General features: G+C 39.2%; 23 protein-coding genes and 1 pseudogene. 8 read left to right on the top strand and 16 right to left on the bottom strand.

What is annotated here, in order from left to right; translation table 11 throughout:
* Window positions 1-3 precede the first annotated feature (3 nt).
* From QM874_RS07750 to mnmA, 10 genes are all read right to left on the bottom strand, one after another.
* On the bottom strand, window positions 4-504 hold the full coding sequence (locus tag QM874_RS07750; protein WP_414316867.1) for a GNAT family N-acetyltransferase: 501 nt from the start codon (window positions 502-504) through the stop codon (window positions 4-6).
* A gap of 37 nt (window positions 505-541) precedes the next feature.
* Window positions 542-682, bottom strand: coding sequence for a hypothetical protein (locus tag QM874_RS07745; RefSeq protein WP_414316866.1), 141 nt, complete (start codon window positions 680-682; stop codon window positions 542-544).
* 11 nt (window positions 683-693) lie between these two features.
* Window positions 694-2,901: an anaerobic ribonucleoside-triphosphate reductase gene (nrdD, locus tag QM874_RS07740; protein ID WP_414316865.1), complete on the bottom strand. Its 2,208-nt coding sequence runs from the start codon at window positions 2,899-2,901 to the stop codon at window positions 694-696.
* A 120-nt stretch (window positions 2,902-3,021) separates the two neighbouring features.
* The gene (locus QM874_RS07735; RefSeq protein WP_414316864.1) at window positions 3,022-4,575 is read right to left on the bottom strand and encodes a damage-inducible protein CinA; all 1,554 of its coding nucleotides are present in this window, start codon (window positions 4,573-4,575) and stop codon (window positions 3,022-3,024) included.
* A 44-nt stretch (window positions 4,576-4,619) separates the two neighbouring features.
* A complete protein-coding gene (locus tag QM874_RS07730) occupies window positions 4,620-4,754 on the bottom strand; it encodes a hypothetical protein (protein ID WP_414316863.1) in 135 nt (44 codons plus the stop codon).
* 87 nt (window positions 4,755-4,841) lie between these two features.
* Window positions 4,842-6,758, bottom strand: coding sequence for a tRNA uridine-5-carboxymethylaminomethyl(34) synthesis enzyme MnmG (mnmG, locus tag QM874_RS07725; RefSeq protein WP_414316862.1), 1,917 nt, complete (start codon window positions 6,756-6,758; stop codon window positions 4,842-4,844).
* Window positions 6,748-7,179, bottom strand: a complete 432-nt coding sequence (locus QM874_RS07720) for an NUDIX hydrolase (RefSeq protein WP_414316861.1) — start codon at window positions 7,177-7,179, stop codon at window positions 6,748-6,750. The genes mnmG and QM874_RS07720 overlap by 11 nt, the downstream gene beginning before the upstream one ends.
* An 8-nt stretch (window positions 7,180-7,187) precedes the next feature.
* On the bottom strand, window positions 7,188-7,643 hold the full coding sequence (locus tag QM874_RS07715) for an NUDIX hydrolase (protein ID WP_414316860.1): 456 nt from the start codon (window positions 7,641-7,643) through the stop codon (window positions 7,188-7,190).
* Window positions 7,644-7,791: 148 nt separating this feature from the next.
* Window positions 7,792-8,223: an SseB family protein gene (locus tag QM874_RS07710; RefSeq protein ID WP_414316859.1), complete on the bottom strand. Its 432-nt coding sequence runs from the start codon at window positions 8,221-8,223 to the stop codon at window positions 7,792-7,794.
* A gap of 21 nt (window positions 8,224-8,244) precedes the next feature.
* On the bottom strand, window positions 8,245-9,366 hold the full coding sequence (gene mnmA, locus QM874_RS07705; RefSeq protein WP_414316858.1) for a tRNA 2-thiouridine(34) synthase MnmA: 1,122 nt from the start codon (window positions 9,364-9,366) through the stop codon (window positions 8,245-8,247).
* Between the two features lie 306 nt (window positions 9,367-9,672).
* Between mnmA and QM874_RS07700 the strand changes: the two genes are divergently transcribed.
* The gene (locus tag QM874_RS07700) at window positions 9,673-10,491 is read left to right on the top strand and encodes a hypothetical protein (RefSeq protein WP_414316857.1); all 819 of its coding nucleotides are present in this window, start codon (window positions 9,673-9,675) and stop codon (window positions 10,489-10,491) included.
* A 161-nt stretch (window positions 10,492-10,652) separates the two neighbouring features.
* Here QM874_RS07700 and QM874_RS07695 read toward each other — a convergent pair whose 3' ends face one another.
* Window positions 10,653-10,868 (bottom strand): hypothetical protein, encoded by a 216-nt coding sequence (locus QM874_RS07695; protein WP_414316856.1) that lies wholly within the window; start codon window positions 10,866-10,868, stop codon window positions 10,653-10,655.
* A 125-nt stretch (window positions 10,869-10,993) separates the two neighbouring features.
* Between QM874_RS07695 and QM874_RS07690 the strand changes: the two are divergent.
* Window positions 10,994-11,853: pseudogene (locus QM874_RS07690) on the top strand (helix-turn-helix transcriptional regulator).
* A gap of 21 nt (window positions 11,854-11,874) precedes the next feature.
* On the opposite strand, the gene QM874_RS07685 reads toward QM874_RS07690, so the two are convergent.
* The gene (locus tag QM874_RS07685; RefSeq protein ID WP_414316855.1) at window positions 11,875-12,501 is read right to left on the bottom strand and encodes a LysM peptidoglycan-binding domain-containing protein; all 627 of its coding nucleotides are present in this window, start codon (window positions 12,499-12,501) and stop codon (window positions 11,875-11,877) included.
* A 241-nt stretch (window positions 12,502-12,742) separates the two neighbouring features.
* On the opposite strand from QM874_RS07685, the gene sdaAB reads away from it, so the two are divergent.
* From sdaAB to QM874_RS07670, 3 genes are read left to right on the top strand one after another with little or no spacing between them, the layout of a single operon-like run.
* Entirely contained in the window at window positions 12,743-13,414 is a 672-nt protein-coding gene (gene sdaAB / locus QM874_RS07680; protein ID WP_075228981.1) for an L-serine ammonia-lyase, iron-sulfur-dependent subunit beta, read from the top strand.
* An 8-nt stretch (window positions 13,415-13,422) separates the two neighbouring features.
* Window positions 13,423-14,295: an L-serine ammonia-lyase, iron-sulfur-dependent, subunit alpha gene (sdaAA, locus tag QM874_RS07675; RefSeq protein ID WP_414316854.1), complete on the top strand. Its 873-nt coding sequence runs from the start codon at window positions 13,423-13,425 to the stop codon at window positions 14,293-14,295.
* 23 nt (window positions 14,296-14,318) lie between these two features.
* A complete protein-coding gene (locus QM874_RS07670) occupies window positions 14,319-14,960 on the top strand; it encodes an HAD hydrolase-like protein (protein ID WP_414271096.1) in 642 nt (213 codons plus the stop codon).
* A gap of 92 nt (window positions 14,961-15,052) precedes the next feature.
* Here the strand turns inward: QM874_RS07670 and QM874_RS07665 are convergent, their stop codons facing one another.
* The 4 genes from QM874_RS07665 to QM874_RS07650 all read right to left on the bottom strand — a co-directional run bounded on the left by QM874_RS07665 (window position 15,053) and on the right by QM874_RS07650 (window position 18,997).
* On the bottom strand, window positions 15,053-15,466 hold the full coding sequence (locus tag QM874_RS07665) for a DUF805 domain-containing protein (protein ID WP_414271095.1): 414 nt from the start codon (window positions 15,464-15,466) through the stop codon (window positions 15,053-15,055).
* A gap of 174 nt (window positions 15,467-15,640) precedes the next feature.
* Entirely contained in the window at window positions 15,641-16,081 is a 441-nt protein-coding gene (locus QM874_RS07660; RefSeq protein ID WP_414271094.1) for a DUF805 domain-containing protein, read from the bottom strand.
* A 165-nt stretch (window positions 16,082-16,246) separates the two neighbouring features.
* Window positions 16,247-18,097 (bottom strand): polysaccharide biosynthesis protein, encoded by a 1,851-nt coding sequence (locus QM874_RS07655; protein ID WP_414316853.1) that lies wholly within the window; start codon window positions 18,095-18,097, stop codon window positions 16,247-16,249.
* Between the two features lie 69 nt (window positions 18,098-18,166).
* The gene (locus QM874_RS07650; RefSeq protein WP_414316852.1) at window positions 18,167-18,997 is read right to left on the bottom strand and encodes a glycosyltransferase; all 831 of its coding nucleotides are present in this window, start codon (window positions 18,995-18,997) and stop codon (window positions 18,167-18,169) included.
* Between the two features lie 219 nt (window positions 18,998-19,216).
* Between QM874_RS07650 and QM874_RS07645 the strand changes: the two genes are divergently transcribed.
* From QM874_RS07645 to QM874_RS07635, 3 genes are all read left to right on the top strand, one after another.
* Window positions 19,217-20,383, top strand: coding sequence for a CynX/NimT family MFS transporter (locus QM874_RS07645; RefSeq protein WP_414316851.1), 1,167 nt, complete (start codon window positions 19,217-19,219; stop codon window positions 20,381-20,383).
* Between the two features lie 211 nt (window positions 20,384-20,594).
* Window positions 20,595-23,489, top strand: coding sequence for a DUF2971 domain-containing protein (locus QM874_RS07640; protein ID WP_414316850.1), 2,895 nt, complete (start codon window positions 20,595-20,597; stop codon window positions 23,487-23,489).
* A gap of 379 nt (window positions 23,490-23,868) precedes the next feature.
* The gene (locus QM874_RS07635; RefSeq protein ID WP_414316849.1) at window positions 23,869-25,365 is read left to right on the top strand and encodes a gliding motility protein; all 1,497 of its coding nucleotides are present in this window, start codon (window positions 23,869-23,871) and stop codon (window positions 25,363-25,365) included.
* Window positions 25,366-25,391 lie beyond the last annotated feature (26 nt).

Genomic DNA, 25,391 nt, shown 5'->3' with positions numbered 1-25,391 from the left:
TTTCTACTCCAACTCTATCCAATAGCGCTCCGTTCCATTCCGAACATCCTCTAACTTCCCACCATTAGCTAAGATAACAGCTCGGCTGGCAGGATTTTCCGTGCTACAAGTCACCAGAGCTTGTTTGATATTCTTTCCCTTAGCAACTTCTAAGCCTTGGCGGAGGGACTCTTTTGCGTAGCCCTTGCCTCTTTCAGACAATCGGATGGAATAGCCAATATGACCAGCATAATTCAGCAAGCCCTCATTTAGTCTCAATCGTAAATTTAAAAAACCTAAAGCATGGCCTGATTCATCAAACAAAACGAACTGAATTGATGGAACGCGATTTTCCAGCAATCCTATTCCCATTTCTTTATTTCGGCCAGTTTCTAGCCAGTCCTCGTAAGAGAAATTCTCAATATCCCAAAATCCGCCATTGTGGGTCGATTGGGTCTCTTCAAACTCCTCTATCATATCTACAACAGCTTCCTTATCTGCCAATCTTGGTCTGCGTAATATCATCTTTACCTCCAGCTAAGAGAAAAGCGAGAGCGGACTCTCACTTTTTCTTATTCTTATTTAAAAATTTCTCTCTTAGGCTAGCCACTCGGTCTTTTTTATTACCTCCACCTTTTGAATGTTTCTCGTGGAACCGTTGAACCAAGGCCTTGCCCTTATCGTCTAATTGATATTTTCCCATGCTATTTCTTTCTAACTTCTTACTTCATGTCCTGCTGTTTTAATAGTAGAACCGTTCATGTGTTTCACACGCGCAGCAATTTCCTTATGACGCCCATTAACCATCGGACGAGCTTGTGGATTCCCAAGATAACCACAGGTCCGTTTAACAACATCTACTGTTTTAGGATCATTATTTCCACAGTTAGGACAAGCAAATCCTCTCTCTGTCGGCTCAAAATCTCCTTCAAAATCACACTTGTAACAGCGGTCAATTGGAGTATTGGTTCCTAGATAACCTACACGGTCATAAGCATAATCCCAAACAGCTTCCAAGGCCTTTGGATTTTGTTGAAGAACTGGATACTCACAGTAGTGGATGAATCCACCTGATGCACCTGCTTCTGGATAAACCTTTTCAAAATCTAGTTTTTCAAAAGGAGTTGGATTTTTACGCACATCATAATGGAAGGAATTTGTGTAGTATTCTTTATCTGTAATATCTGGAATAGAGCCAAATTTCTCAGCATCTAAACGGCAGAATCGGTCCGTCAAACTTTCAGACGGTGTTGAATAAATAGAGAAGTGATAACCATATTGGTCAGACCATTCTTCTACTCGACGTTTCATATCTCGAATAATATCCAGTGTGAATTCCTTGGCTTCTGGGTTGTTTTCCCAATTATTACCAAAGAAAACAGTCGCCACTTCGTACAAGCCGATATAGCCCAGAGAAATAGTTGCACGACGATTCTTAAAGAGTTTATCAACACTTTCTTCTTTTCCAAGGCGGCGTCCGAAGGCTCCATATTGATAAAGAATAGGGGCATTAGCTGGAGTGGCTTCCTTGGTTCTTTCCACACGATAAACTAGAGCATCTTCAGCAATATTCATGCGCTCGTTGAAGATTTCCCAGAACTTATTCATGTCGCCTTCGGATTCGAGAGCAATACGAGGCAGATTGACCGTCACAACCCCTAGGTTCATACGACCAGAGTTAACTTCTACTCCATTTTCATCCTTCCATCCTTGAAGGAATGAACGACATCCCATCGGAACCTTGAAGGAACCTGTCAATTCGATAATCTTATCGTAAGACAAGACATCTGGGTACATCCGTTTAGTTGCGCATTCGAGCGCCAACTGCTTGATGTCGTAGTTAGGTGAATCTTCCTCCAAGTTAAGTCCTCTTTTAAGAGTGAAGATCAATTTAGGGAAGATAGCTGTACGGTGTTCTGATCCCAACCCCTTGATTCGAATGTTCAAGATAGCCTTTTGAATTTCGCGTTCAAAACGACTGGTTCCTAATCCGAAACCAAGGGAAGTAAAGGGTGTTTGCCCATTTGAAGTGAAGAGGGTATTGATTTCATACTCCAATGATTGCATAGCATCATAGATGTCTTTTTGGGTTTTCTTCCAAGCATATTCTTCGCGTTTATCAGGTAGAACCCATTCCTCTGCATCTTTGAGGTGCTTTTGGTAATTTTTCTCTGCATAAGGAGCCAAGACTTCATCAATACGGTCTGCTGAACAGCCTCCATACTGACTTGATGCAACGTTGGCGATGATTTGCGATATCTGAGCAGTCGCAGTTTGGATAGATTTGGGGCTTTCTACCTCAGCATTCCCAATCTTAAAACCATTTTCCAACATGCCCTTAAAATCAATCAGACAGCAGTTGGTCATCGGAGTGTAAGGGCTATAGTCCAAATCGTGATAGTGAATATCCCCTTTTTGGTGGGCATTAGCCACATGCTTAGGAAGCATTTGAAGACCGATTGATTTCCCAACAATCCCCGCCGTCAAATCACGCTGGGTATTAAAAACATCACTATCTTTATTAGCATTCTCATTGACAACTGCCTGGTCTTTGTTGAGAAGTTTATGGATACTGAAGTTAATATCTGTTGCTTTTGAGCGCTCAAAATCCCTTTGAGTTCGATAAGTGATATATTCCTCTGCCAAGGCATATTCTTTAGCTTCCAATAACTCATGTTCTACGATGTTTTGGATTTCATAAATTTTTACACCTTGAGGAAAGCGACTATGAATCTCTTCTACAATACGTTCAACTAGAGTATTAAGACGCTTTTCGACCAAGGGGGTTACATCCATGACTTTTTCTGCAGCCTTGTGTAAGGCTTTATCAATCTTATCTACATCAAAAATGACGCGTCTACCGTCGCGCTTTTCAACGAATAAGGTTGGATCAGGGCTTATTTTCTCTTCTAATACAATCATTTCCAGGCTCTTTTCTAAAATGTTCTTTCTAAAAAGTATTATACCACTCTAAAAAGAAAAATCAATATCTTGTGTTAAAAATCCTAAAATTTTTAAAAATACACAAGATATTGATAGTTTTTATTTTAATTTATAGAGCTTAAAGTCTTTGAAATCACTTTGAACTGGTTGATATCTTTCTGCTAGAAGCTGTTCTACTTCCGTCCAGAGGGCTGTTTTTGTATTGACCACAATCACTTTAGGCTGGTTATCACGTAGATCATTGACCAGCTTGGTATGATTTTCAGATAAAGCTGTATGTAATTTCGGTGTTAGTAACTGACTAGCTGCTAATCGTTCGCTGGCCTGATAAGCACTAGCCGAATTGTCCCATACATAAATGCTGTCTGTTGCTTGCGTTTGCCCCTTGACAATAGTTTCGATACGAGCGCGTTCTTGATATTGCTCCGAGTGAAGGACATAGCGCGCTACTAGAGGGGCCAAGAATAAATAAGCAAGGGCCAAGATAGGCAGGTAAACATTTCCTTTGAGGAAGATTGCCCATACTGAAGGGGCTTCGCTATATCTTCTACTACGACTCACTCCCTCTGCATTATTGGCACGAATTCGAGTCAATAACAAAATGGACATGAAAGGAAGCAACTCAGCTAGACGACTTCCATGGATCGGTTCAGTAGAGAAAATTTCCAAGCCTAGTGATAGTACAAGAGCAAGCGCAGCAAATATAGATAGGACGTATTGCTTGCTTGGTTTAGACTGGAAAAAGCCTGCAAACACAAGGGTCAATCCTCCAAGACCGATTGCTAATAATCCATAAAAGAGGAGATTATCTAGCAGACCTGGGTTGGACATAAAATTCAAACTATCAATTGGATAGAGAATTTGACTAATAGCACTCCCGAAGCTCCCTTTATAAACTGTGTAGTAACCGATTGGATAAAAGAAGAGTGAAAATCCTAGACAAATCGCAAGAAATTGATAAAAGCCACGAGCCAAGTAGCCGCGTCCGATATTAAAGGCTAGTAAGGCTAAAAACAAGACAAGAGTATATAGAACTGTGACTAGAGGCGCCAAGAAGAAGGCAAGCGCCAAACTCATCCCGATACGCAAGAAACCTTTATCATGATTAGATTCTGCCAAATAGGTTGTGACGAAGTTTAGGGCGTAGAATAAAAATGGAAGGGCAAGAATTGTGGCATAGCCACCACCAAAGCTAAGACCTCCCGCAAGAAGGTAAAAAATCGTCAATACTTGTCGCGACTGCTCATCCTCTTTCGTCAAGTCATAGGTTGAACGGAAAAGAAAAATTCCAGCGCCCACTAAAGCAAGCCAATTAAAGGCCGTAAATAAAAGGTTACCTTTAGCTAGATACTGTAGGAAATAATAGAGGAGACCACTCGTTCCAAAATAGTCTGTGTAGATTTCTCCTCCTTGGTGCATTGCCCATCCAATATAGAAATCCTGAGCCTGCTCTGGACTGGTCAATCCTAGCACAAAAGGAAGAACTACAGATACAAGTACCGCTAAAGTGCTCCAAATTAAGATTTTAAACAATGGTAAGCGAGCAGATTGTCGTGTTTCAAACTCTTCTCGCTCCTCTCCCCCAGCTGAATTTTCTTGATTTCCTGTCCAAGTTGGAGTTGGTTCGTCTTCTAATCTGCCATATACGTTCATTCATTCTCTCCTAGATTTTGATTTGTTCTAGTATATCAAAAAGTCTAGTTCTTGTCAGCCTGCTGAGGACATTTATTCAGCTTTTTATAGAGACTAGCGAAGCGTTCAATCTCATAAAAACGGTGATAAGATGCCTTTTGATAGGCGTCTAAAAAATTTTTTTCTTCTACTGTTACCATCTCTTCTCCTTTTCTCTTTATTCGAAAAAAGAGAAGCAATCTATCAAAAAAACTGAATTCCCTAAAAGAGAATTCAGCATTTTGTTTTTAGTCAACTTTCTTTTCTAAGTTTTTAGAAATACTTCGATTTTTACCTTCTAGATACACCATCAAAATGGAGATATCTGCTGGGTTTACTCCCGAAATACGGCTGGCTTGTCCGATGGTTTCTGGATTGATGAGTTTGAACTTCTGACGGGCTTCGGTTGCGATAGAGTCAATGTCATCCCAGTCGATATTAGCTGGAATGCGTTTTTCCTCCATGCGTTTCATCTTGGTAACCTGATCCATGGCTTTTGAAATATAGCCTTCGTACTTGATTTCTGTTTCAATCAATTCGATAATCTTGTCATCCAAGTCCTCTGCAGCTGGTCCGATAAAGGCCACCACATCTTGGTAAGAAACTTCTGGACGGCGAAGGAATTCCTTGGCGGTCACTGCATCGGTCAACGGTTTAAAGCCCATCTCCTCAACCTTGGCATTTGTTTCCTTGACTGGCTTGAGTTTGATACTATCTAGGCGCTTCATCTCATTGTCAAATTGATTTTTCTTGATTTCAAAGCGAGCCCAGCGTTCATCGTCCACAAGTCCAATCTCGCGTCCCATCTCTGTCAAACGCATATCAGCATTGTCATGGCGAAGAATGAGACGGTATTCAGCACGACTGGTCAAGAGACGGTAGGGTTCAATGGTTCCCTTGGTCACCAAGTCATCAATCATGACCCCGATATAACCGTCACTGCGCTTCAAAATCAACTCAGGCTTGCCTTGAATTTTCAGAGCCGCGTTGATACCAGCGATAATCCCTTGGCCTGCTGCCTCTTCGTAACCTGACGTTCCATTTGTCTGACCAGCAGTGAAAAGTCCGGAGATTTTCTTGGTTTCCAGAGTCGCACGCAATTGATGAGGCAAGACCATGTCGTACTCAATGGCATAACCAGTTCGCATCATCTCTGCATTTTCCAAACCTTTGATGGAATGAACCAACTCACGCTGGACATCCTCAGGAAGACTAGTTGAAAGTCCTTGAACATAGACTTCCTCTGTATTTCGCCCTTCTGGCTCAAGGAAAAGTTGGTGACGTTCCTTGTCCGCAAAACGCACAATCTTGTCTTCAATCGATGGACAGTAACGAGGTCCCACTCCCTTGACCACACCTGTAAACATAGGCGCACGGTGGAGGTTGTTTTGGATAATCTCATGACTGGTACCATTGGTATATGTCAACCAACATGGTACCTGATCCTTGACATAATCCTCATCACGTGAGGTGTATGAGAAGTGGTTTGGTGCTTCATCTCCTGGCTGAATTTCTGTCACATCATAGTTGATAGAGGAAGCCTTGACACGTGGAGGAGTTCCTGTCTTGAAACGACCGATTTCGAGGCCTAGTTCCTTGAGATTGTCAGCAAGGTTAATAGAAGCTAGGCTGTGGTTAGGACCTGACGAGTACTTGAGATCCCCGATGATAATTTCACCACGAAGAGCAGTCCCTGTCGTCACGATAACGGCCTTGGCAGCATACTCTTGATGGGTCGCTGTACGAACACCGACAACCTTGCCATCTTCCACCAAAATCTCATCAATCATGGTCTGGCGAAGGGTCAGATTTTCTTGATTTTCAACCGTCTTGCGCATCTCCTTAGAGTAAAGTTCCTTGTCAGCCTGCGCACGAAGAGCTCGAACTGCTGGTCCTTTCCCTGTGTTGAGCATTTTCATCTGGATATAAGTCTTGTCAATGGTCTTGGCCATCTCACCACCTAGGGCATCGACTTCACGCACAACAATCCCCTTGGCAGAACCACCGATAGAAGGATTACAAGGCATGAAAGCCAGCATTTCAATGTTAATAGTCGCAAGCAAGACCTTGCAGCCCATACGGCTAGCAGCTAAAGAAGCCTCGACCCCAGCGTGTCCCGCACCAATTACAATAATATCGTATTCTTCAGTAAAATTATAAGTCATTTCTTAACCTTTCAAAAATTTCTCGCAAATAAGGAACTAGCTTCTCCTCCTCTAGAGCTTGATCCATAGTAACCCATTTAAAATGTGTATGTTCTTCAGGATCTAATCTGATAATTGGCTTCTCCCCAACCCACTCTGCTTTATAAACTAAGCGAGTAAAGACAGTATCCTTAGAGGTATCCAGTTGACTATCTTCATGAAGAAGTTTGAGCGAACTGCTATCTAGCCTAACTCCCGCTTCTTCAACACATTCTCTAAGAGCCCCATCTCGTGGAAGCTCACCCTTTTCAACTCCACCACCAGGAATATCCCAGTAAGTTGGATAAACGTTAGGTGCTCCTCTTTTAATTTCCGAACGCTGAATGAGTAAATAATCACCACCACTATGAACAAGTACATGGGCAATAAGCTTAACCACCATTTTCTCTCCTATTCCTCAAGATGAATGTGTTTTAGTTGGCCGTCCCAATCTGGTAGGGCTGTTTTTAAAAATCCTGGTTTCAGAGGAACTGTATGCAATTGATTCAGAGCTATCCACCGACAAGGTAATTGCTTTGCATCTTCCTGCATAGTCAATGGAGCTCTTTCTAACAAATCAACAAAATAATGAAACTCGATATTATGGAAGTGGACACCAGCTTGTTCAAAACGATTTTCAACCACAAAAGCTAGTTGCCCAGCTTGAGCTTTGACACCCAGCTCTTCTTTCACTTCACGAATTACAGCCTCTTCCGTTCTTTCGCCGACTTGGATAGCACCACCAATCGTGTAAAAACCATCCTCATCTTCTACCACTAACAGCTTGCCCTCTTCTACAATCAGAGCGGTAGCCCTAACTCCAAAGACCGTATTCTCTAATTTGGTACGAAAGTCTTGTTGAATCATTTTTATCCTTCCCTTTAAACGACACAAAAACAGTCAAAACTCCAAAGAAGTGCAGGACAAAAAGCCTGCAACATCCATGAGCTTTGACCATCATTTCTATTGCTGTTATTATTGTAGCAAATTGAGAAAATTTGTCAATCTATATGTACTATGATTGGCGAATCGCTTCAAAAGCTCCTTTGTCAATCTCAACTGGGTCAGAGAAGGCATCCAGGACAATCCCTCTCACAGGAAAACTCTCCATTCCTTCAGCAATAAACAAACAGTCCGTAAGAGGTAATTGCAACCAAGAAAATCGGTCATAATAGTCCTTGGGAATGTCCTGAATTTCTAAGAAGCAAGGATAAAAGTAGTCATCTCCCTTTTGCAGAATATCCGGTTTTAGGCGACCACCTTCTTGTCCATCACTCCCATTCATCAGAGAAGCATTGAAGGGAACCCAGACTTTAGCTTGCTTCAATTCCTTAAACAAGGCCTCTATCGATTCTGTCGTTTTCTCCCTCAAATACGCTTTCTTATAGTCAGAGAGAGACATCGACTTATCTTTTTTAGCTGTTTTTTTCTTAAAAAACTGAAACATTCTCATTCCTCTTAGAAACTCTTAAATGTACTGACAAACCTTACCATCACGGTAGGCATTATCAATCAAACCACCACCGAGACACTCTTCACCATCGTAAAAGACAACTGCCTGTCCTGGTGTGATGGCGCGCTGAGGTTCAGCAAAAATAACCTCTGCTTTATCACCTTTAACCTTTACAGTAACTTTACTATCAGGTTGACGGTAGCGGAATTTAGCCGTACATTCTAATGTAAATTCCTCTGGCATATCACGAGTAAAGTGGACCTGACTGGCTTCTAAGCTAGTTGACATAAGCGAGTCATGGTAGAATCCTTGGCCTACATAGAGAATGTTCTGACTTAGGTCTTTTCCGACAACAAACCAAGGTGCATTGTCACCACCGTGTTGACCACCGATTCCGAGTCCCCCACGCTGACCGATCGTATAGTACATCAGGCCAGCATGCTCACCCATATCGCGTCCATCCACAGTCATCATACGCCCAGGTTGAGCTGGCAAGTAGTTGCTTAGAAATTCTTTAAAGTTCTTTTCTCCAATAAAGCAAATCCCTGTTGAGTCTTTCTTCTTAGCAGTCGCAAGGCCTGCTTCTTCTGCTAGTCTGCGAACTTCAGGTTTTTCCAAATGCCCCAGAGGGAACATGGTTTTTTGGAGTTGTTCTTGTGAAAGTTGGCTGAGGAAATAGGTCTGATCCTTGCCATTGTCCACGCCACGAAGCATGTGAACAACGCCATTCTCATCACGCGCCACTTGGGCATAGTGCCCAGTCGCTACATAGTCTGCTCCCAAGGTCATGGCATAGTCCAAAAAGGCCTTAAACTTGATTTCCTTGTTACACATAACGTCTGGATTTGGCGTGCGTCCTGCTCTGTATTCCGCTAGGAAGTACTCAAAAACGCGGTCCCAGTACTCTTTTTCAAAATTGACAGAGTAGTAAGGAATGCCAAGTTGGTCTGCTACCGCAGCTACATCCTTGTAATCTTCGGTCGCCGTACAGACGCCGTTTTCATCTGTGTCGTCCCAGTTCTTCATGAAGATACCGATCACATCGTAGCCCTGTTCTTTGAGCAAGAGAGCCGTCACCGACGAATCAACACCACCACTCATCCCCACGACAACACGTGTTTTAGAGTTATCACTCATGGTAGTTCTCCCATCTATTCGTTTATTCACGATTGAAGGTCGTGTTTGCTATCACGATTGAAGGTCGTTTGAGCAGTTTTCATTATAACATGCTTGGTTGGAGAAGACAAGAAAGAGGCTGACAATCTATCAACCTCTTCTGTCAATACATGAAAATCAGGATACAAAAGAAATCAATTCATACCTAAACCTCTATTCTCTTTATAAACTTATTTTTTAAAATCAGCTAAAAATGATATACTGTAATAAGGAGGAACGCGCACATGATTCCATACATATATCATCATCCATGTGCGTATAACTATTGTGAAAAACTACAAAGAGATCCTAAAATCAAAAAATACCATTTTTACTATTACCATTGTTGTGGGTTTTGGACTTTTGACAGGCTTAGTCCTCCATCAAGAAAAAATCCAAGCAGAGAGAGGGAACGTTGCTCTCGTCAACCATCAAAAGAATCATCAAGATGTTGAACAAGTAAAAAACGCTATTAAAAACTTCAATATTGATTCTGAAACCATTATAGAAGATTGGAAAAAAATCCAAGAATTGAAACCAACTACTGATGAAGGCAAAAAGACACTAGCAGACTTTCTCGCTTCTACTACCGATAAAGTGACAAACCACTATAGCGAAAAAGCTTTGAAATTAGATATAAAAGATTCTGATAGCCAGTTTCAAGATAAACAAACACTTGAAACGACCATCACTTCCTTACAAAAAATACTAGAAATCATTAAAAATATCAATTCTGCAAACGATCAAACTGCTCTTGAAGAAAAGATTAAACCAATTCAAGAACTAATCTCTAAATTTCAAAAACAAATTGAAGTCTTGACTAAAAAAGAGGAACAAAAGTCTAACCAGACTGAAACGACTAGTAGCGTTCAGAGAGTAGAATCCTACAATTCAGAAGATAGCAACTACACTCCAACCTACTCTGAATCATATGGAAGCATTAGTAACTCCCAAACACCTGCAGCTGAGCAATATTCATCTGGTAGTGGTGGAAATAATGTTGTCAATACAGGAGATCAAGCAGAGGCTAATACCAATAGTAATCATGCTGAAGATAGCAATACAAATAGTCATCAACCTACTAATTCAGGTGTAGAAAATCCATAAACTTGTCAGAGCCTTAATAAATCTGCTACCACTAATGTTTACATCAAATAAAAATAATAGTACATAAAAAGAGCCATCCCAGGCTCTTTTTTAGGGCTTTATAATATTTGTAGTGGGTAAATTCCCTATAAATATTATGGAGCCAATTATTGATTAAAACTTTAGTCATCTTCGTCTCTATAAAAATATTTTCTATACACCCTTGATAATACCAAAATTAATGCCAGTATCATACCAAGAGCCATAATAATAGAATTTATTAGATTTATTTTAGTATGTCCAATCACTAGTCCAATAATTGGACTAGTAGACATGCTTAGATATAATAAAAATAACAAAAAATGAATCTCACCAATTCCTGCAAAAAAATGTTTCATGTAACGATTCTCCTTTACATACTAAAATACAAAATATTTTTTATTTGTTTTATATATTCTTATAATACAATATTTTTAATAGAATTCAATTTTTTGTTAACTTTTTTCACGACCAGGAGGAGAACATGCGCTACGATTTTGGAAATGTTTATAAAGAAATCCGTGAGTCAAAAGAATTAACCCAAGAAGATGTCTGTGGCAGCGTCCTTTCAAGAACCAGCCTATCAAAAATCGAAAGTGGAAAAACAACTTCAAAATATGAGAATATGGAATTTCTTCTCCGGCAATCAATATGAGTTTTGAAGAGTTTGAATATATTTGCTATCTCTACCACCCAAGTGAACGATCAACTATCATGCAAACTTTTCTAAAAACAGCTTCTATTAGTGGTACGAGCGACTTAAGTAAATTACTCAAAAAATGCCAATATTATCTAAAAACACACCATGATTTACCATCCAGCAGTTACAAGACATGCTCGAAATCGTTATCTACATCCGTGAAAATGGGATAGAAAAATTGTCAAGTAAGGTTGACAACATTGTAAACATACTATGGGATAAGATTGAGAAACAAGATACTTGGTATGAGAGCGACCTCAAAGTCCTTAATACCATTCTCTTTTCCTATGGAGTATATTCATCAGATTACTGAAAAAATTCTCGAACGACTAGAGGTTTATAAACACTATGCTCCTGTCTTTCAGTTTCGTATGATGTTGCTTTTGAATCTCTCAACTCTTTATCTTTACAATGGTGATAAGTTGCTTTGCAAACAGCTTTGCTACACTCTCTTAGAGGAGGCAAAAGCAAGCAAAAAGTATGATACACTTGCGTTTTCCTATATTCGTATAGGCATTTGTGATAATGATGCTCAGTTGATACAAAATGGACTCTCCTTAGCTAAACTAGTAGAAGATGTACACTTACTAACAGAGCTAGAGCGAGAAGTTGCTATCTTTGTAAACAAAAAAGAAAGTCATTGAGACTTCCTTTTCTATATGTTCTTAATACCAACCGTTGTTAAGCCAGAAGTTCTTAGCAGCTGTCCATGAACCGTAACGTCCTGCAACATAAGCGTCTGCTACACGTTCTTGGTTTTCAGCTGAGTAGTCACCGTTCAAGTAAGAATCTGTCAATTGGTAACGTCCGATGTAACGTCCGTTTGTAGCTGTGTAGCTACCGCCTGATTCTTTTTGAGCGATCCATTCTTTGGCTTCTGCTTCAGATCCGCTCACTGTTGCTGCTGGAGCAGTGTAGCTTTCTTCCACAACTGGTGCTGCTGGTGCTTCATAAGTTGTTTTTTCAGTTGCTTCTGCTTCATAAGTTACAGCTTCTGTTGTTGCCTCTGTTGTAGCTGGAGCCTCATAAGTGGTTGAAGTGGTTGCAGCTACTGCAGCAGCTGGACCATCAATAATCAAGACTTGGTCTACAAAGATAAGGTCAATATTTTCAATATTATTCAATTCAGCCAATTTTTCAACTGTTGTGTTGTGTGTTTCTGCAATTTCTGAAAGAGTGTCACCTGATTTTACTGTGTAAGTTGTTGTTTCTTGTGCAAAAGTTAGTGATGGTGCAAGGAATCCAAGTACGACTGCCAATCCTGCAAATTTTGTTTTAATAGTTGATTTCATTTAAAAAGTTTCTCCTTCTTTCTTATATTTCCATCATACCCTACTATTATTACTGTTTCTTGACGTTTTTATGTAGAAATGTTACAAGACTATGTTTTATTTCACTTAAATAACCTTTTTTTGTTACAAAAGGCTTGATTTTATAGGCTTTACGAGGATTTTAGATATTTCATCATGGAATTGAGCGCTTGCATCTAATCTTTGATATAATAGAGGTAAGAATCTTTTGAAGGGGAAACAGATGCAATCACTTCGTTTTCAATCTGTCTTTGATATCATTGGACCAGTCATGATTGGGCCATCTAGTAGCCACACGGCAGGAGCTGTTCGTATCGGGAAAATCGTTTCATCTATCTTTGATGATACTCCAACTGAGGTCGAATTCCAACTTTTTAACTCTTTTGCAAAAACCTATCGTGGACACGGGACAGACCTGGCCCTTGTCGCTGGAATCTTAGGAATGGATACAGATGATCCAGAAATCCCTAACAGTTTAGAAATCGCCCACAAGCGTGGCATCAAAATCGTCTGGACTATCCAAAAAGACAGCAACGCACCTCATCCAAACACTACGAAAATCACTGTGAAGAACGATCGTAAGACTATCAGTGTCACAGGAATTTCAATTGGTGGCGGTAATATCCAGGTGACAGAGCTCAATGGTTTTGCGGTATCCCTTAATATGAATACTCCTACTATCATCATTGTCCATCAGGATGTTCCTGGTATGATTGCTCACGTGACAGAGGCCCTCTCTCGCTTTGATATCAACATCGCTCAGATGAATGTGACCCGAGAAAAGGCTGGTGAGAAAGCCATTATGATTATCGAAGTTGATAGTCGCAACTGTGACGAATCTATCGAAGAAATTCGTAAAATTCCTCATCTGCACAATGTCAATTTCTTTCAATAGGAGGAAATATGTTTTACTCTATCAAAGAATTAGTCCAACAAGCCGAACTTGATTTTCAAGGAAATGTTGCTGAACTCATGATTAGGACTGAGTTTGAGCTAACAGGTCGTGAACGTGAAGAAGTTCTCCTTCTCATGGAGCGCAACCTTGAAGTCATGAAAGCTTCAGTTGAGCTTGGTCTTAGTGAAAAGAAATCTCGTAGCGGTTTGACAGGTGGTGACGCTGCCAAGCTTGACCACTACATCAAAAAAGGAAAGACCTTATCAGACTTAACTGTCTTGTCTGCTGCTCGTAATGCTATCGCCGTTAATGAACACAATGCCAAGATGGGTTTGGTCTGTGCCACTCCGACAGCTGGTAGTGCTGGCTGCCTTCCAGCCGTTCTCACTGCTGCTATTGAAAAGTTGGATTTAACTCATGAGCAACAACTAGACTTTCTCTTTGCTGCTGGCGCTTTCGGGCTCGTCATTGCTAACAACGCTTCTATCTCAGGAGCTGAAGGAGGCTGCCAAGCAGAGGTTGGCTCTGCTTCTGCCATGAGTGCCGCTGCCCTGACCTTAGCTGCTGGAGGAAGTCCCTATCAAGCTAGCCAGGCCTTGGCTTTTGTCATTAAAAATATGCTCGGTCTCATTTGTGACCCTGTTGCAGGCTTGGTTGAAGTTCCTTGTGTCAAGCGTAACGCTATGGGAGCAAGCTTTGCCTTCATCGCAGCCGATATGGCTCTGGCTGGTATCGAATCAAAAATCCCAGTTGATGAGGTCATTGACGCCATGTATCAAGTAGGATCTAGCTTACCAACTGCCTTCCGTGAAACTGCTGAAGGGGGGCTCGCTGCCACACCTACAGGTCGTCGCCTTCAAAAAGAAATCTTCGGCGAATAATTTCAAAATCATTAGGAGAGTATATGTCATCAATTTCTGCTATTTTTTTCGATTTAGATGGAACGCTAGTTGATAGTTCTATCGGTATCCACAATGGTTTCACCTATACCTTTGAGCAACTGGGAGTGACAAGCCCTGATGCCAAGACTATTCGTGGTTTTATGGGGCCTCCGCTAGAAACCAGCTTTGCCACTTGCTTACCGACTGAGCAGATTGATCAAGCTATCCAGCTTTATCGCTCCTACTATAAGGAAAAGGGTGTTTACGAAGCCCAGCTTTATCCTCATATCAAAGATTTACTCGTAGAACTAGCTGAACAATATCCTCTCTATATCACAACAACCAAAAATACACCAACAGCAGTTGATATGACTAGTAATTTTGAGATTGACCACTTCTTTGACGGCATCTATGGTTCAAGTCCTCAAGCCCTGCACAAGGCAGATGTCATTCGTCAGGCTCTGGAAACCCATCATCTAGCTCCTGAAACGGTCGTTATTATCGGAGATACCAAGTTTGATATGATTGGTGCCCAAGAAACTGGTATTAAAAAACTAGCAGTAACCTGGGGATTCGGTGAGGAGAAAGACCTCATGGACTATCATCCTGACTGGATTGCTCACCAAACAGAAGATATTTTAAATCATTTACAGAAGAAAGATTAAGCAAAAGACCCCCAAATCTAGTATCTCCTAGACTTGGGAGTCTTTTTATCTGTACTTGACTCGGAAAAATACCTTTCCTCACATTGGTTACATTATTCAAAAGGGGAAACTTCTTCGGCTTCAACTTCTTTAGATCTATCGATAGTGACTGTTTCTACTTCCTTAGTGGGCATAGCTAGCAAGACCAAAAGAGCGATACCACCCATTGGAACGAAGTGAAGGAAGATGAAGGCCCAGTGAAGACCTGCATCACGCAAACGGCGAACTTTTACAGCAAGGCTTGGTGTAAATAACACTATAGCTAAAATCATATAAACACTTATGATTGCTACTCCTAAAATAGGATCTGTTCCTCCGGCATCCTTCAAGGCCATTTGAAACCAGAATATATAAAGGGGTAGGAACAAAATACTATTCATCAGCCAAACCCACCAAAAGTCTGAACGTGTTGAACGGCCTGTAAAATCTGCATAGCCTTTAAAGAAATTTTTATATGCCTGAATCATACGCTACTCCTAATTGATTGGTTGTATATGTTAGTCTCTCAAATACTGCTAGAAATCACCAATATTTACAAATAAAACACTCCTCAATCCACAAATGGATATGGGAGTGTTAGTGATTTACCTACTAGTAGGAAGAATGCTAGTCAACTAAATAGATGGTGAAGTTTGGCTATCCTATTTGTTGTCTGGTTCTTCGAAAGGTGAAACTTCCACAACTTCTTCAACTTCAACTTTTTCAGCTTTATTAAGGGTTACTACCTCTACTTCCTTGCTTGGCATAGCTAACAAGACTAGTAAAGCAATTCCTCCAACCATTGGGATAAAGCCAACGAAAATGAGTGCCCAATGGAAACCAGCGTCACGGAGACGACGAACTGTCAACGCAAGCCAAGGCAAGAAAAGTGCCAGACCAAAAATCATGTAAATAATAGCAAGGCCACCAAAGGCAAGAAAAGCACCCTCGCTTCCTTCGCTAAATATAACATTAAAATATGCTGAGTAAAAAGGGACAAGGAGGATTATGTTTGTTAACCAAACCCACCAATACTCTGAACGTGTTGAACGGCCTGTAAAATCTACATAACCTTTAAAGAAACTTTTATATGCGTTAATCATAAGTTACTCCCTAATTTTTTTATTTACTATAGTTTATCATATCTGTTCAATAATAACAAGTTTGTTCAAAAAACTCTGAAAGTCTCTCCAAATCTAGAAAAAAAAAGATACTATCCCTTCCCTCCTATCAAAAAGAGTTCTAGGGATAATACCTTAGTTTTGTTTTTAATCAGCGTGAGTTGTTTCATTGGCAAAACCGATAATGGCTTGCTTCAACTCAGAACCTCGCAAGGCACGGAATTCTTCAATCTTTTGATTGATGACTTCAAGTGGCATGACATTAACCTTACCTACAAAAATTTTATCCATGACTTGATTATCCACTAATTCGGTTGATACTAGCAACTCCTCATAGAGTTTTTCACCTGGACGGATCCCCACTTCTACAATCGGAATTTCATTTTCAGTACGTCCACTGAGAAGAACCATTTTCTTGGCCAAATCATAAATCTTAACAGGTTGCCCCATATCAAGGATGAAGACTTCTCCATCTTTGGCATAAGCTCCTGCATGGATAACCAAACGACTAGCTTCTGGAATAGTCATAAAGTAACGAGTCATACGGAAGTCTGTCACGGTCACTGGACCACCCTCTGCAATCTGACGCTCAAAGACAGGAATCACACTACCACGGCTACCAAGAACATTCCCGAAACGAACGGCACAATAGGTAGACTGACTACGTTGGTTGAATCCTGTAACAATCAACTCTGCCACACGTTTGGTAGCTCCCATAACGTTTGGTGGATTAACTGCCTTATCTGTCGAAATCATGACCATCTTCGGCACCTTAGCTACATCAACTGCCTTGGCAACGTTATAAGTTCCGAGGATGTTATTTTTAAAGGCTTCTTTGGGATTACGTTCCATCATCGGCACATGCTTATGGGCAGCAGCGTGGTAAACAATAGCTGGTTCATACTTCTCAAACACTTGAAGCAAGCGATCGTAGTCTTGAATATCTGCAATCACAGGAACATAGTCAATTCCTTGGAAGCTACGAATCAATTCATGATAAATCAGATAAATCGAATTTTCCCCGTGTCCCAAAAGAACCACGCGCTCTGGATTGAAGCGACTAACCTGACGACAAATTTCAGAACCGATAGAACCTCCTGCTCCTGTCACTAGGATGGTTTTACCAGTAATTTCTGATCCTAGGCGTGACTCATCAAGTTTAATTTCTTTACGCCCCAAAAGGTCCGTAATATCAATCTTTTGGAAGCCACCCACTTGCGGATGGATACCTTGGACAACCGACTCAATCTTAGGCATCTTATAACACTTCAAGCCAAGTTGATTACACATTTTTAAGATGCGCTCATACTCTGACGGATCAAGGGAAGGAATCGCAACAATGACTTTCTCAATCTGATGACGTTTGGCCAATTCTGGCAACTGATCATAGGAACCTAAAACTGGGATACCGCCGAGCTTCTGACCTTTTTTCTTTTCATCATTGTCCAAAATACCGACTAACTCAAGATCACTCGTAGGATGTTGGTAGCTGTTCATAAAGAGAGCTCCACCGTCCCCGGCACCAATCAAGAAGGTACGACGGTGTTCCCCTTCTCCATCACCCTTTTTACGTCTAGAATAGATCAACTGCCAAGTGATACGAGGGAGTAAGATCAAGAAGGTGCTGAGCAAGATAAAGAGGACAATGAAACGCACAGAGAAAAGTGGCAAGAAGGCGTAGCAAATAAGATAAGACAAGACACTGCTGACACTTACTCCGATGAATATCTTCATAAAGTCTGTGATTTTGCTATAGCGACTAATGCTGGCATTGAGCCCCCAGAATCCAATCATGATTTGATAGAACAAGAAGGTCAAGCTAGTATAGATGACATAGTCCACAGGTGCTGGATTGATCAATCCATAAAATAAAATATAAGAAACAATGATAGAGGAAATCATGCTGGCAGCATCAAAAATCCCCCAAAAGACTTGTTTTTGTTGTTTATTTAGTACTTCAACCAGATCAATTACATAATCTGTCATTTTTTTGTTCATGTGAATGGTATCCTCCTACACAAAATCACATTTTCTAGCAATTACAAGATGTTTTTTTAAACTGATGAGCTATTTGCTTTTTCTCAATAGTTTTAAAAATATAAACTGTCTTACAAATCCTGGACATAGGGCAACGACAACTTGGATTAAAACACTTTTCAGATATTCGCCATAAGAAATCTGTCCACGCGCGTGCATTCTTTGACGCGCTTGGCGATAGAGTTTGAGATAGCGAAGACCACCCCGGCGTTCAAACATCCCTGCTCCCACTCGAACCTTACAAAGAATCTGATCCACATTTCCAGTCCGAGCACCAGCGCTAATCATATTGAGCCAAAGCAGGTCATCTTCCATATAAAGACCATCTTCATAGTTGCCTGCTTTTAAAACCATCTCTTTTTTGAACATGACCGTCATGTGATTGAAGGCACTTCTCATACGTTGGTAGGCAATGATATCCTCATGCTTAGTCGGCACACGACGGTAAGACACAATCTCGTCTGGTTGATCGATAAATTCTGCAATATGACCACCCAGCAAATCCAAATTCTCTGTTTCCATCAATTCGAACTGTTGTTCGAAACGGTCTTCGACAGCAATATCATCTGTATCCATACGAGCAATGACGTCATATTGGCACTGTAAGACGCCATACTGAAGCGCTAAGCCTAAGCCTCGGTTTTGTTCAAGTGGATAGCGTTTGATCGGAATACTTGACTGTGTTTCCAATTTTTCCAAAACTTGATAGAGTTCAGGTGTCAATGGACCGTCTTCGACGATAACCACTTCGCTAGGTTTGAGCGTTTGATGTAAGATACTCTCTACCGCTTCTTCTAGAAAGGTAGGGTTTTCTTTGATATAGACTGACATCAAGACACTAAATTTCCGATTTTCAGACACAGTTTTTCTCCAATGTATAGATTTTCTTCCACTATTTTATCACAAATTTCCAGACTTTCCTATTTTTATTTGAATCCCAGAAAAAAACTAGTAAACAATTCATCCTTCTTTACTTTTATTTAGTTTAAGTTAAAAACCGAATCTCCCTACTCTAGCTTGACATCTCTTGGAAAAAAACTTAAAATAAGCTGTTATCAAAATCAGCTTATTGAGGTTCACATGAAAAAACGATCACTCTTTTTTATTCTAGGAATTATCTTAATCGGAGCGGTCTTAAGAGCTCCTTTCACAGCTTTGCCAACTGTTTTGGGAGATATTGCTCAAGGTTTAGGAATTGAAGTCAGCTCACTTGGTGTTTTGACCAGCCTTCCTCTCTTAATGTTTGCTCTTTTCTCCTCTTTTGCGACCCGTTTGGCTCAAAAGATTGGACTCGAGCACCTTTTCACTTACTGTCTCCTCCTCTTAACTATTGGTTCTGTCATTCGTATCTTCAATCTTCCCCTTCTCTATCTAGGAACTCTGATCATCGGAGCGAGCATCGCCATTTTCAATGTACTCCTCCCAAGTATGATTCAGGCCAACTATCCGCAAAAAATCAGTTTTCTGACAACACTTTATGTAACGTCCATGGGGATTGCAACTGCCCTCTCCTCTTACATCGCTGTCCCCATCACTCAAGCAACTTCTTGGAAAGGCTTGATCCTTTGTCTAAGCCTTCTCTGTTTGCTAACCTTCTTCATTTGGCTACCCAACCATAGTCGCAATCATTTTCTAGAAGGACATGAGAAAAAACAAGAGAAAGAGAATATCTTAAAAAATAAAAATGTCTGGGCCATCATCGTTTTTGGTGGACTTCAGTCCCTACTCTTCTATACCAGCATGACCTGGTTACCAACCATGGCCATCAGTGCAGGGCTAGCTCATACGGATGCCGGACTTCTGGCTTCTATCTTTTCACTAATTAGCATTCCCTTCTCCATGACCATTCCAAGTTTAACGACGCGTTTGTCAAATCGTCACCGTCAAATCATGTTAGCAGTCATCTCTCTGGCTGGTATGTTAGGAATTGCTATGCTTCTATACCCGAGCAACAATTTCTTTTATTGGTTAGTTGCCCATCTCTTGATTGGCACTGCCTGTAGCGCTCTCTTTCCTTATCTCATGGTTTGCTTCTCAATTAAAACAAGCTCGCCGGAAAAAACTGCCCAATTATCCGGTCTGGCTCAGACTGGAGGCTATATCTTTGCCGCCTTTGGACCAACTCTCTTTGGTTACAGTTTTAACATGTTCCAGTCTTGGGTTCCAGCGGTACTGATTCTTCTAGTAATTGATATCATCATGACAATCTCCCTCTTTATGGTAGATAAAACTAAGAAAATCCTCTAAAAAGGTTTTAGGATTTACCACAGATAAACACACTTTCCAAGCCAGACTGAGTCTGGTTTTTTGTATGAGTATATGTTTAAAAAGCATCATACATATACTAGGAGAAAAATATGGTTTTTGATATAATAAAATATGTAGAAACTAATTATGAAACGAAAAGGCGGATTAGTTTGAACTAGCAATAATTACTATTTCAAAGTGAGGGCATAGTATGGATGAACAGAATTACAAGTTGAAAGAAAGTGTAGCAGAGTTAGATAAGCTCCTTGACTTATCAGTAGAGCAGACAGATAAGACTGCCTGTGAAGATCTAGCAGAAAAGGCAAGAATAATTTATGAGCAATTTCCAGAATCTGAAGAGATAGCTTTACGTTATGCTAAGACTTTAGTTAATTTATTGTTTGAACAAGAAAATGTTGAGGATGTACTGAACACTGTTAATTCTGTCAAACAAATTTTTGAGTTTTTCAAGCACTCTGAAGATATTGCTTTACATTATGCTATGGCTTTAGTCAATTTGTCAGCTAAACAAGAAAATGTTGAGGACAGATTGAAGACCGCTGAATTGGTCAAAGAAATCTTTGACCAATTCAAGCATTCTGAAGACATTGCATTACGTTATGCTATGGCTTTATTCAATCTTTCAAACAACCAAAATGATATCAACGATCGTAAAGAAACTATATCTAAACTAGAAGACCTAACATTAAAGTTTCAAAATTCTCAAGACATTGCTTTACGGTATGCTAACGCTTTATTCAATCTTTCAAACCAGCAAAATGATATCAACGATCGTAAAGAAATTGTATCTAAACTAGAAGTTTTAACCTTAAAATTTCAATATTCGGAACTTATTGCTTTACGGTATGCTAGCTCTTTAGTCAATCTTTCAAACCAGCAAAATGATATCAAACAACGTAAAGAAACTATCTCTGAACTAGAAGCTTTAACCTTAAAATTTCAAAATTCAGAACTCATTGCTTTACGGTATGCTATGGCTTTGGTTAATTTATCAATCAAACAGACTGAACCAGAAGAAATTTCTGAAAATGCTCAAAAAATTCAAGCTATATATAAAAAGTTCAATGAACCTCAAGATATAGCTTTGCAGTATGCTATGGTTTTAGTCAGCCTATCAGCTGAACAGACAAAATTAGAAGATATCACTAAAACTGTTCAGAAAATTCAAACTATCTATAAAAAATTCGATAAGTATCAAGATATTGCATTAAATTATGCTATGGCTTTGGTTAATTTATCAATCAAACAGACTGAACCAGAAGAAATTTCTGAAAATGCTCAGAAAATTCAAGCTATATATAAAAAGTTCAATGAACCTCAAGATATTGCTTTGCAGTATGCTATGGTTTTAGTTAGCCTATCAGCTGAACAGACGAAATTAGAAGATATCACTAAAACTGTTCAGAAAATTCAAACTATTTATAAAAAATTCAATAAGTATCAAGATATTGCATTAAATTATGCTATGGCTTTAGTTAATTTGTCACTTGAGCAAGCCAATTTAGATAAATTAAATGATACTGCTTCTAAACTTAAAAAAATAGCTTTTAATTTTGAAAAAAATGAAGATATCAATTTATGCTACTCTGAAGTTCTTGCGAATATCATCACTAAACAACCACACCAAGCTGAAAAATTTGAAACTATGGATAAGTTAACAAGGTTATACCATAACTTCGAACAATCTGAAGAGATCACTGTCCAGTATCTTACAGCCAGGAAAGATTTTGCAACTAATAATCTGATCGAGCATTCAACTCTTGTAAATGATATCTGTCAATCTTTGAGATCTATCCCAAGTATCAACATTTTAAATATTCTAATCGAGATACTCGAAAATGAAGAACAATTTGAACAAGATCAAGTTCAGTTTCCTACTACTAATATCATAAAAGCTCTGGATCAACTTTGTTTTAATTCATCAATTAAAGAAGAAAAGGAGGATAAAGAGAAAAATTTGCTTATTCGCACCTTAAAACTTGGTATTATCTCTGATACAAAATATGATATTTTAAAAGCATGGATAGATTATTACAGAGATGACTCCCCAAAAATCAATCAGTTAATCAAAATTTATACTCTTGTTCAACAACTCAAGTATGAGCTCGGATTAAAGGCTGAGGAAAAAAATAGAAAACTAAAATTTGGTCACTATACTTCAGGAAAAGCACTCCAAAGCATACTAGGAAAAGAAGAAAAAGCTCCATTCTCCATCTCAGGAAAGACACACCTAAATAACGCCAACTATATGAACGATCCTGAAGAAGGTGTCATTCTAGAAGACATTTTAAAATTAGAAAAACGCAATCCTTTGGATCCTAGCTCTTGGTTTTTAATGAGTTTCACTAGCAAAACAGATGATTTAGCCATGTGGTCGCAATATGGAAATAACGCAGAAGGAGTCTGTATTGTACTAAATGAAAATGATTTTGCACATTATCATTCACTAAGTGACCTTCCTTGGTATCAAAAAAACTCAGATAAACAAATCAGTCATAAAATGAATTCAAACGTTGAAATTCCAAACGATATCTCTCTAAATGAATCCGGCAAAGAGATGACGATTATAGGAAATGAAAATGTACAAATCTCTGAAGGCAAACATTCTATATCAAATAATAATAGGGATTATTTATATCGCGTAGCTTATGTTCATTACTCCGATGATCAATTCGACATCGAAGAAACTGAACTATTCACCAGTGAAGAAGTAACGCGACTAAAAGGATTGTTGGTAGATTTAAAATCAGAATTAAGGGACTATAAAAATTCTGGGGATCCATTCTATAAAAAAGCTATCGCTGACTGTATTGAAGAAATCCGCTACCTATTCAAATCGGTTGATTATAAGTATGAAGAAGAATTGCGTATTTTGCAATATGCTAACCTAAGATCAGATAATGACAAGATAAAAATTGATTATTCTCCTGAATTCGGTAAACTTTATCTTGAGATAAAAGAAAACATTCAAATCGATGAAGTCATTTTCGGTCCCAAGTTTCCGAATCCTGAATACGTGACTCCCCTATTAAAACTCTTAGATAAGAAAATTAAGTATAAAAAATCTACGATAAAATTCAGATAGATATACTCCTATTCTACATAACACTCATAAAATCTAAAAGAATTTACCACAGATAAACACACTTTTCAAGCCAGACTGAGTCTGGTTTTTTGGGACCTTCACAACATTTTACAAAGTATAGATTTACCAAGCATACTACTCTTACTATGCGCAAAAATGATATAATAAAGCTAGGAAAACTTCGATTAAAATTTATTAGGAGTAGCACTGTTTGGGTACATAAAAGGTTATTACTTTCGGAATTGATAGTTGAAGCGATGCTAAAGTTAAAATTAAAAACGTCTACATTTATAATTGTTTTAACACCATTAAGAAATTTTGATTAGATAAAAAATCTCGATTAACCAAGGACCATCGAATCATATAAGGAGAAATTTGTATGCTAGCAAAAACAGGGGACGTCTATTGTGTTTACAATTTCCATCTAAAAAAATACACAGCTTGTCAGATAACCAAGATAGAAGAGGGGGAGAAAAAGCCGCAGGCTGTCCTGCTGTCATTAGACTGGTCAGGAGATCAACCTCTTACAGAAGAAGAACTATCTTTCTTAAAGCCACTGTACATTGATTTTATGTACTGGGATAGAGGCTTGCATCTGAGTAATGTTGATATTCATGTACCGTCAAATTATATTTTTATTGGTAATAGATCTCCTTTAACAACTGAAAGCACCAATACTTATGCTATGTTTTGGGGGAATGGTTACGATATTTATAGGCAACTGAAATGGCAAGAAATCCCAAAAGAAAAAAGAGATTTATTTAAGAAAGCAGATAAAAGCAAGGAAAAAGTTTCATTTGCAGGAAATGAATGCCGTATTTCTAAACACAATATCAATGACGAGTGGACGCCTTTTGAAGACGCATTAGAATTAAAAGTCTTTCCTTGCTTATCTAAGTTAGCATTAACTAAATGGCACAAAAATATATATGAGTATTTGCAATCAACTCCTTTTATTACAGAACTAGTTCTTAAAAATCATGGACAAACAAAACTGGATTTTTCTAAGACATCCATACATCGACTTTCCATTGATTTGACAGGAGTAGAGGAACTTAGACTGAACGATGATTTGGAGGAGCTAGTCTTATTAGGAGACATGAGCGACAATTGTCAAATACTTGTAAAGGACCATGGAGCCAGCTTACGATTACAACTTGATCGTTCTCTACCTAAGGTACTGGGATTAAAAGATTTAGGAGCCATCCATTGTTCTAACATCCTTGAAATAGACTTTGCACAAATCTTGAATAACTATCCAAGGCTTAGGGAATTAAGATTATGGGGGAAACCTGGTCATATTCTCAATTTCCATAAATTATCAGAGTTCAAAGAGTTAGTCATGTTTTCCACTGTTGATTTGTTTGGCTTTACTGCAGAGGATATTCCCAAACCAGAAGATTTACCTCGATTAAGCATGTTTTGGATGAGCAGCTTACCAGAAGAGGCCGCTAAAGTAGCCAAAAAATATTATGAAAAACAGCAAGACAAGGGACTGAATCTTTGGATAACAAAACCGAGAAAAGCTGAATGGCTAGCCCAAAACCTAGACAATCCATTTCGCTCATGGGATGGACAAGAGAATATTTCAACCGCAAACGCAAAAAAAGCAGCCTCTCTATATAGAAAGACTAGAGCAAGTCTTATAAAGCTTCTAGAAAACCCCAACGAGGATACTATGAAACACATAGAAGCCCTCATAAGAGAATATACTCAAGGTTTCAATAAAATGGACAAGCGTAACTGTTTTATTGAAACAATCGAGAGAGAGGATATCTATGATGCCCTGGTCGAGATCTTAGATTTACTACCTGAAAATTTAGGGATGGACAAAGAAAAATTTATAGAAATCTTTGATGAGCTAAAAGATTTTTAAATGAGAAGCATTTCTAGTTCATTCTT

This window comes from Streptococcus infantis, assembly GCF_047463615.1.
Classification (GTDB): Bacteria; Bacillota; Bacilli; order Lactobacillales; family Streptococcaceae; genus Streptococcus; species Streptococcus infantis_X.
The sequence above is the reverse complement of the archived record's forward strand: the minus strand, read 5'-3'. Positions and strand labels throughout refer to the sequence as shown.

What these genes read in the sequence shown, in the direction of transcription:
- sdaAA (WP_414316854.1), top strand. Translation starts at nt 13,423, where the DNA reads ATGTTTTACTCTATCAAAGAATTAGTCCAACAAGCCGAACTTGATTTT.
- sdaAB (WP_075228981.1), top strand. Translation starts at nt 12,743, where the DNA reads ATGCAATCACTTCGTTTTCAATCTGTCTTTGATATCATTGGACCAGTC.
- QM874_RS07695 (WP_414316856.1), bottom strand. Translation starts at nt 10,868, where the DNA reads ATGAAACATTTTTTTGCAGGAATTGGTGAGATTCATTTTTTGTTATTT.
- QM874_RS07750 (WP_414316867.1), bottom strand. Translation starts at nt 504, where the DNA reads ATGATATTACGCAGACCAAGATTGGCAGATAAGGAAGCTGTTGTAGAT.
- QM874_RS07685 (WP_414316855.1), bottom strand. Translation starts at nt 12,501, where the DNA reads ATGAAATCAACTATTAAAACAAAATTTGCAGGATTGGCAGTCGTACTT.
- QM874_RS07730 (WP_414316863.1), bottom strand. Translation starts at nt 4,754, where the DNA reads ATGGTAACAGTAGAAGAAAAAAATTTTTTAGACGCCTATCAAAAGGCA.
- QM874_RS07715 (WP_414316860.1), bottom strand. Translation starts at nt 7,643, where the DNA reads ATGATTCAACAAGACTTTCGTACCAAATTAGAGAATACGGTCTTTGGA.
- QM874_RS07635 (WP_414316849.1), top strand. Translation starts at nt 23,869, where the DNA reads ATGCTAGCAAAAACAGGGGACGTCTATTGTGTTTACAATTTCCATCTA.
- QM874_RS07735 (WP_414316864.1), bottom strand. Translation starts at nt 4,575, where the DNA reads ATGAACGTATATGGCAGATTAGAAGACGAACCAACTCCAACTTGGACA.
- nrdD (WP_414316865.1), bottom strand. Translation starts at nt 2,901, where the DNA reads ATGATTGTATTAGAAGAGAAAATAAGCCCTGATCCAACCTTATTCGTT.
- mnmG (WP_414316862.1), bottom strand. Translation starts at nt 6,758, where the DNA reads ATGACTTATAATTTTACTGAAGAATACGATATTATTGTAATTGGTGCG.
- QM874_RS07640 (WP_414316850.1), top strand. Translation starts at nt 20,595, where the DNA reads ATGGATGAACAGAATTACAAGTTGAAAGAAAGTGTAGCAGAGTTAGAT.
- QM874_RS07670 (WP_414271096.1), top strand. Translation starts at nt 14,319, where the DNA reads ATGTCATCAATTTCTGCTATTTTTTTCGATTTAGATGGAACGCTAGTT.
- QM874_RS07710 (WP_414316859.1), bottom strand. Translation starts at nt 8,223, where the DNA reads ATGTTTCAGTTTTTTAAGAAAAAAACAGCTAAAAAAGATAAGTCGATG.
- QM874_RS07745 (WP_414316866.1), bottom strand. Translation starts at nt 682, where the DNA reads ATGGGAAAATATCAATTAGACGATAAGGGCAAGGCCTTGGTTCAACGG.
- QM874_RS07720 (WP_414316861.1), bottom strand. Translation starts at nt 7,179, where the DNA reads ATGGTGGTTAAGCTTATTGCCCATGTACTTGTTCATAGTGGTGGTGAT.
- QM874_RS07655 (WP_414316853.1), bottom strand. Translation starts at nt 18,097, where the DNA reads ATGAACAAAAAAATGACAGATTATGTAATTGATCTGGTTGAAGTACTA.
- QM874_RS07645 (WP_414316851.1), top strand. Translation starts at nt 19,217, where the DNA reads ATGAAAAAACGATCACTCTTTTTTATTCTAGGAATTATCTTAATCGGA.
- QM874_RS07665 (WP_414271095.1), bottom strand. Translation starts at nt 15,466, where the DNA reads ATGATTCAGGCATATAAAAATTTCTTTAAAGGCTATGCAGATTTTACA.
- QM874_RS07660 (WP_414271094.1), bottom strand. Translation starts at nt 16,081, where the DNA reads ATGATTAACGCATATAAAAGTTTCTTTAAAGGTTATGTAGATTTTACA.
- mnmA (WP_414316858.1), bottom strand. Translation starts at nt 9,366, where the DNA reads ATGAGTGATAACTCTAAAACACGTGTTGTCGTGGGGATGAGTGGTGGT.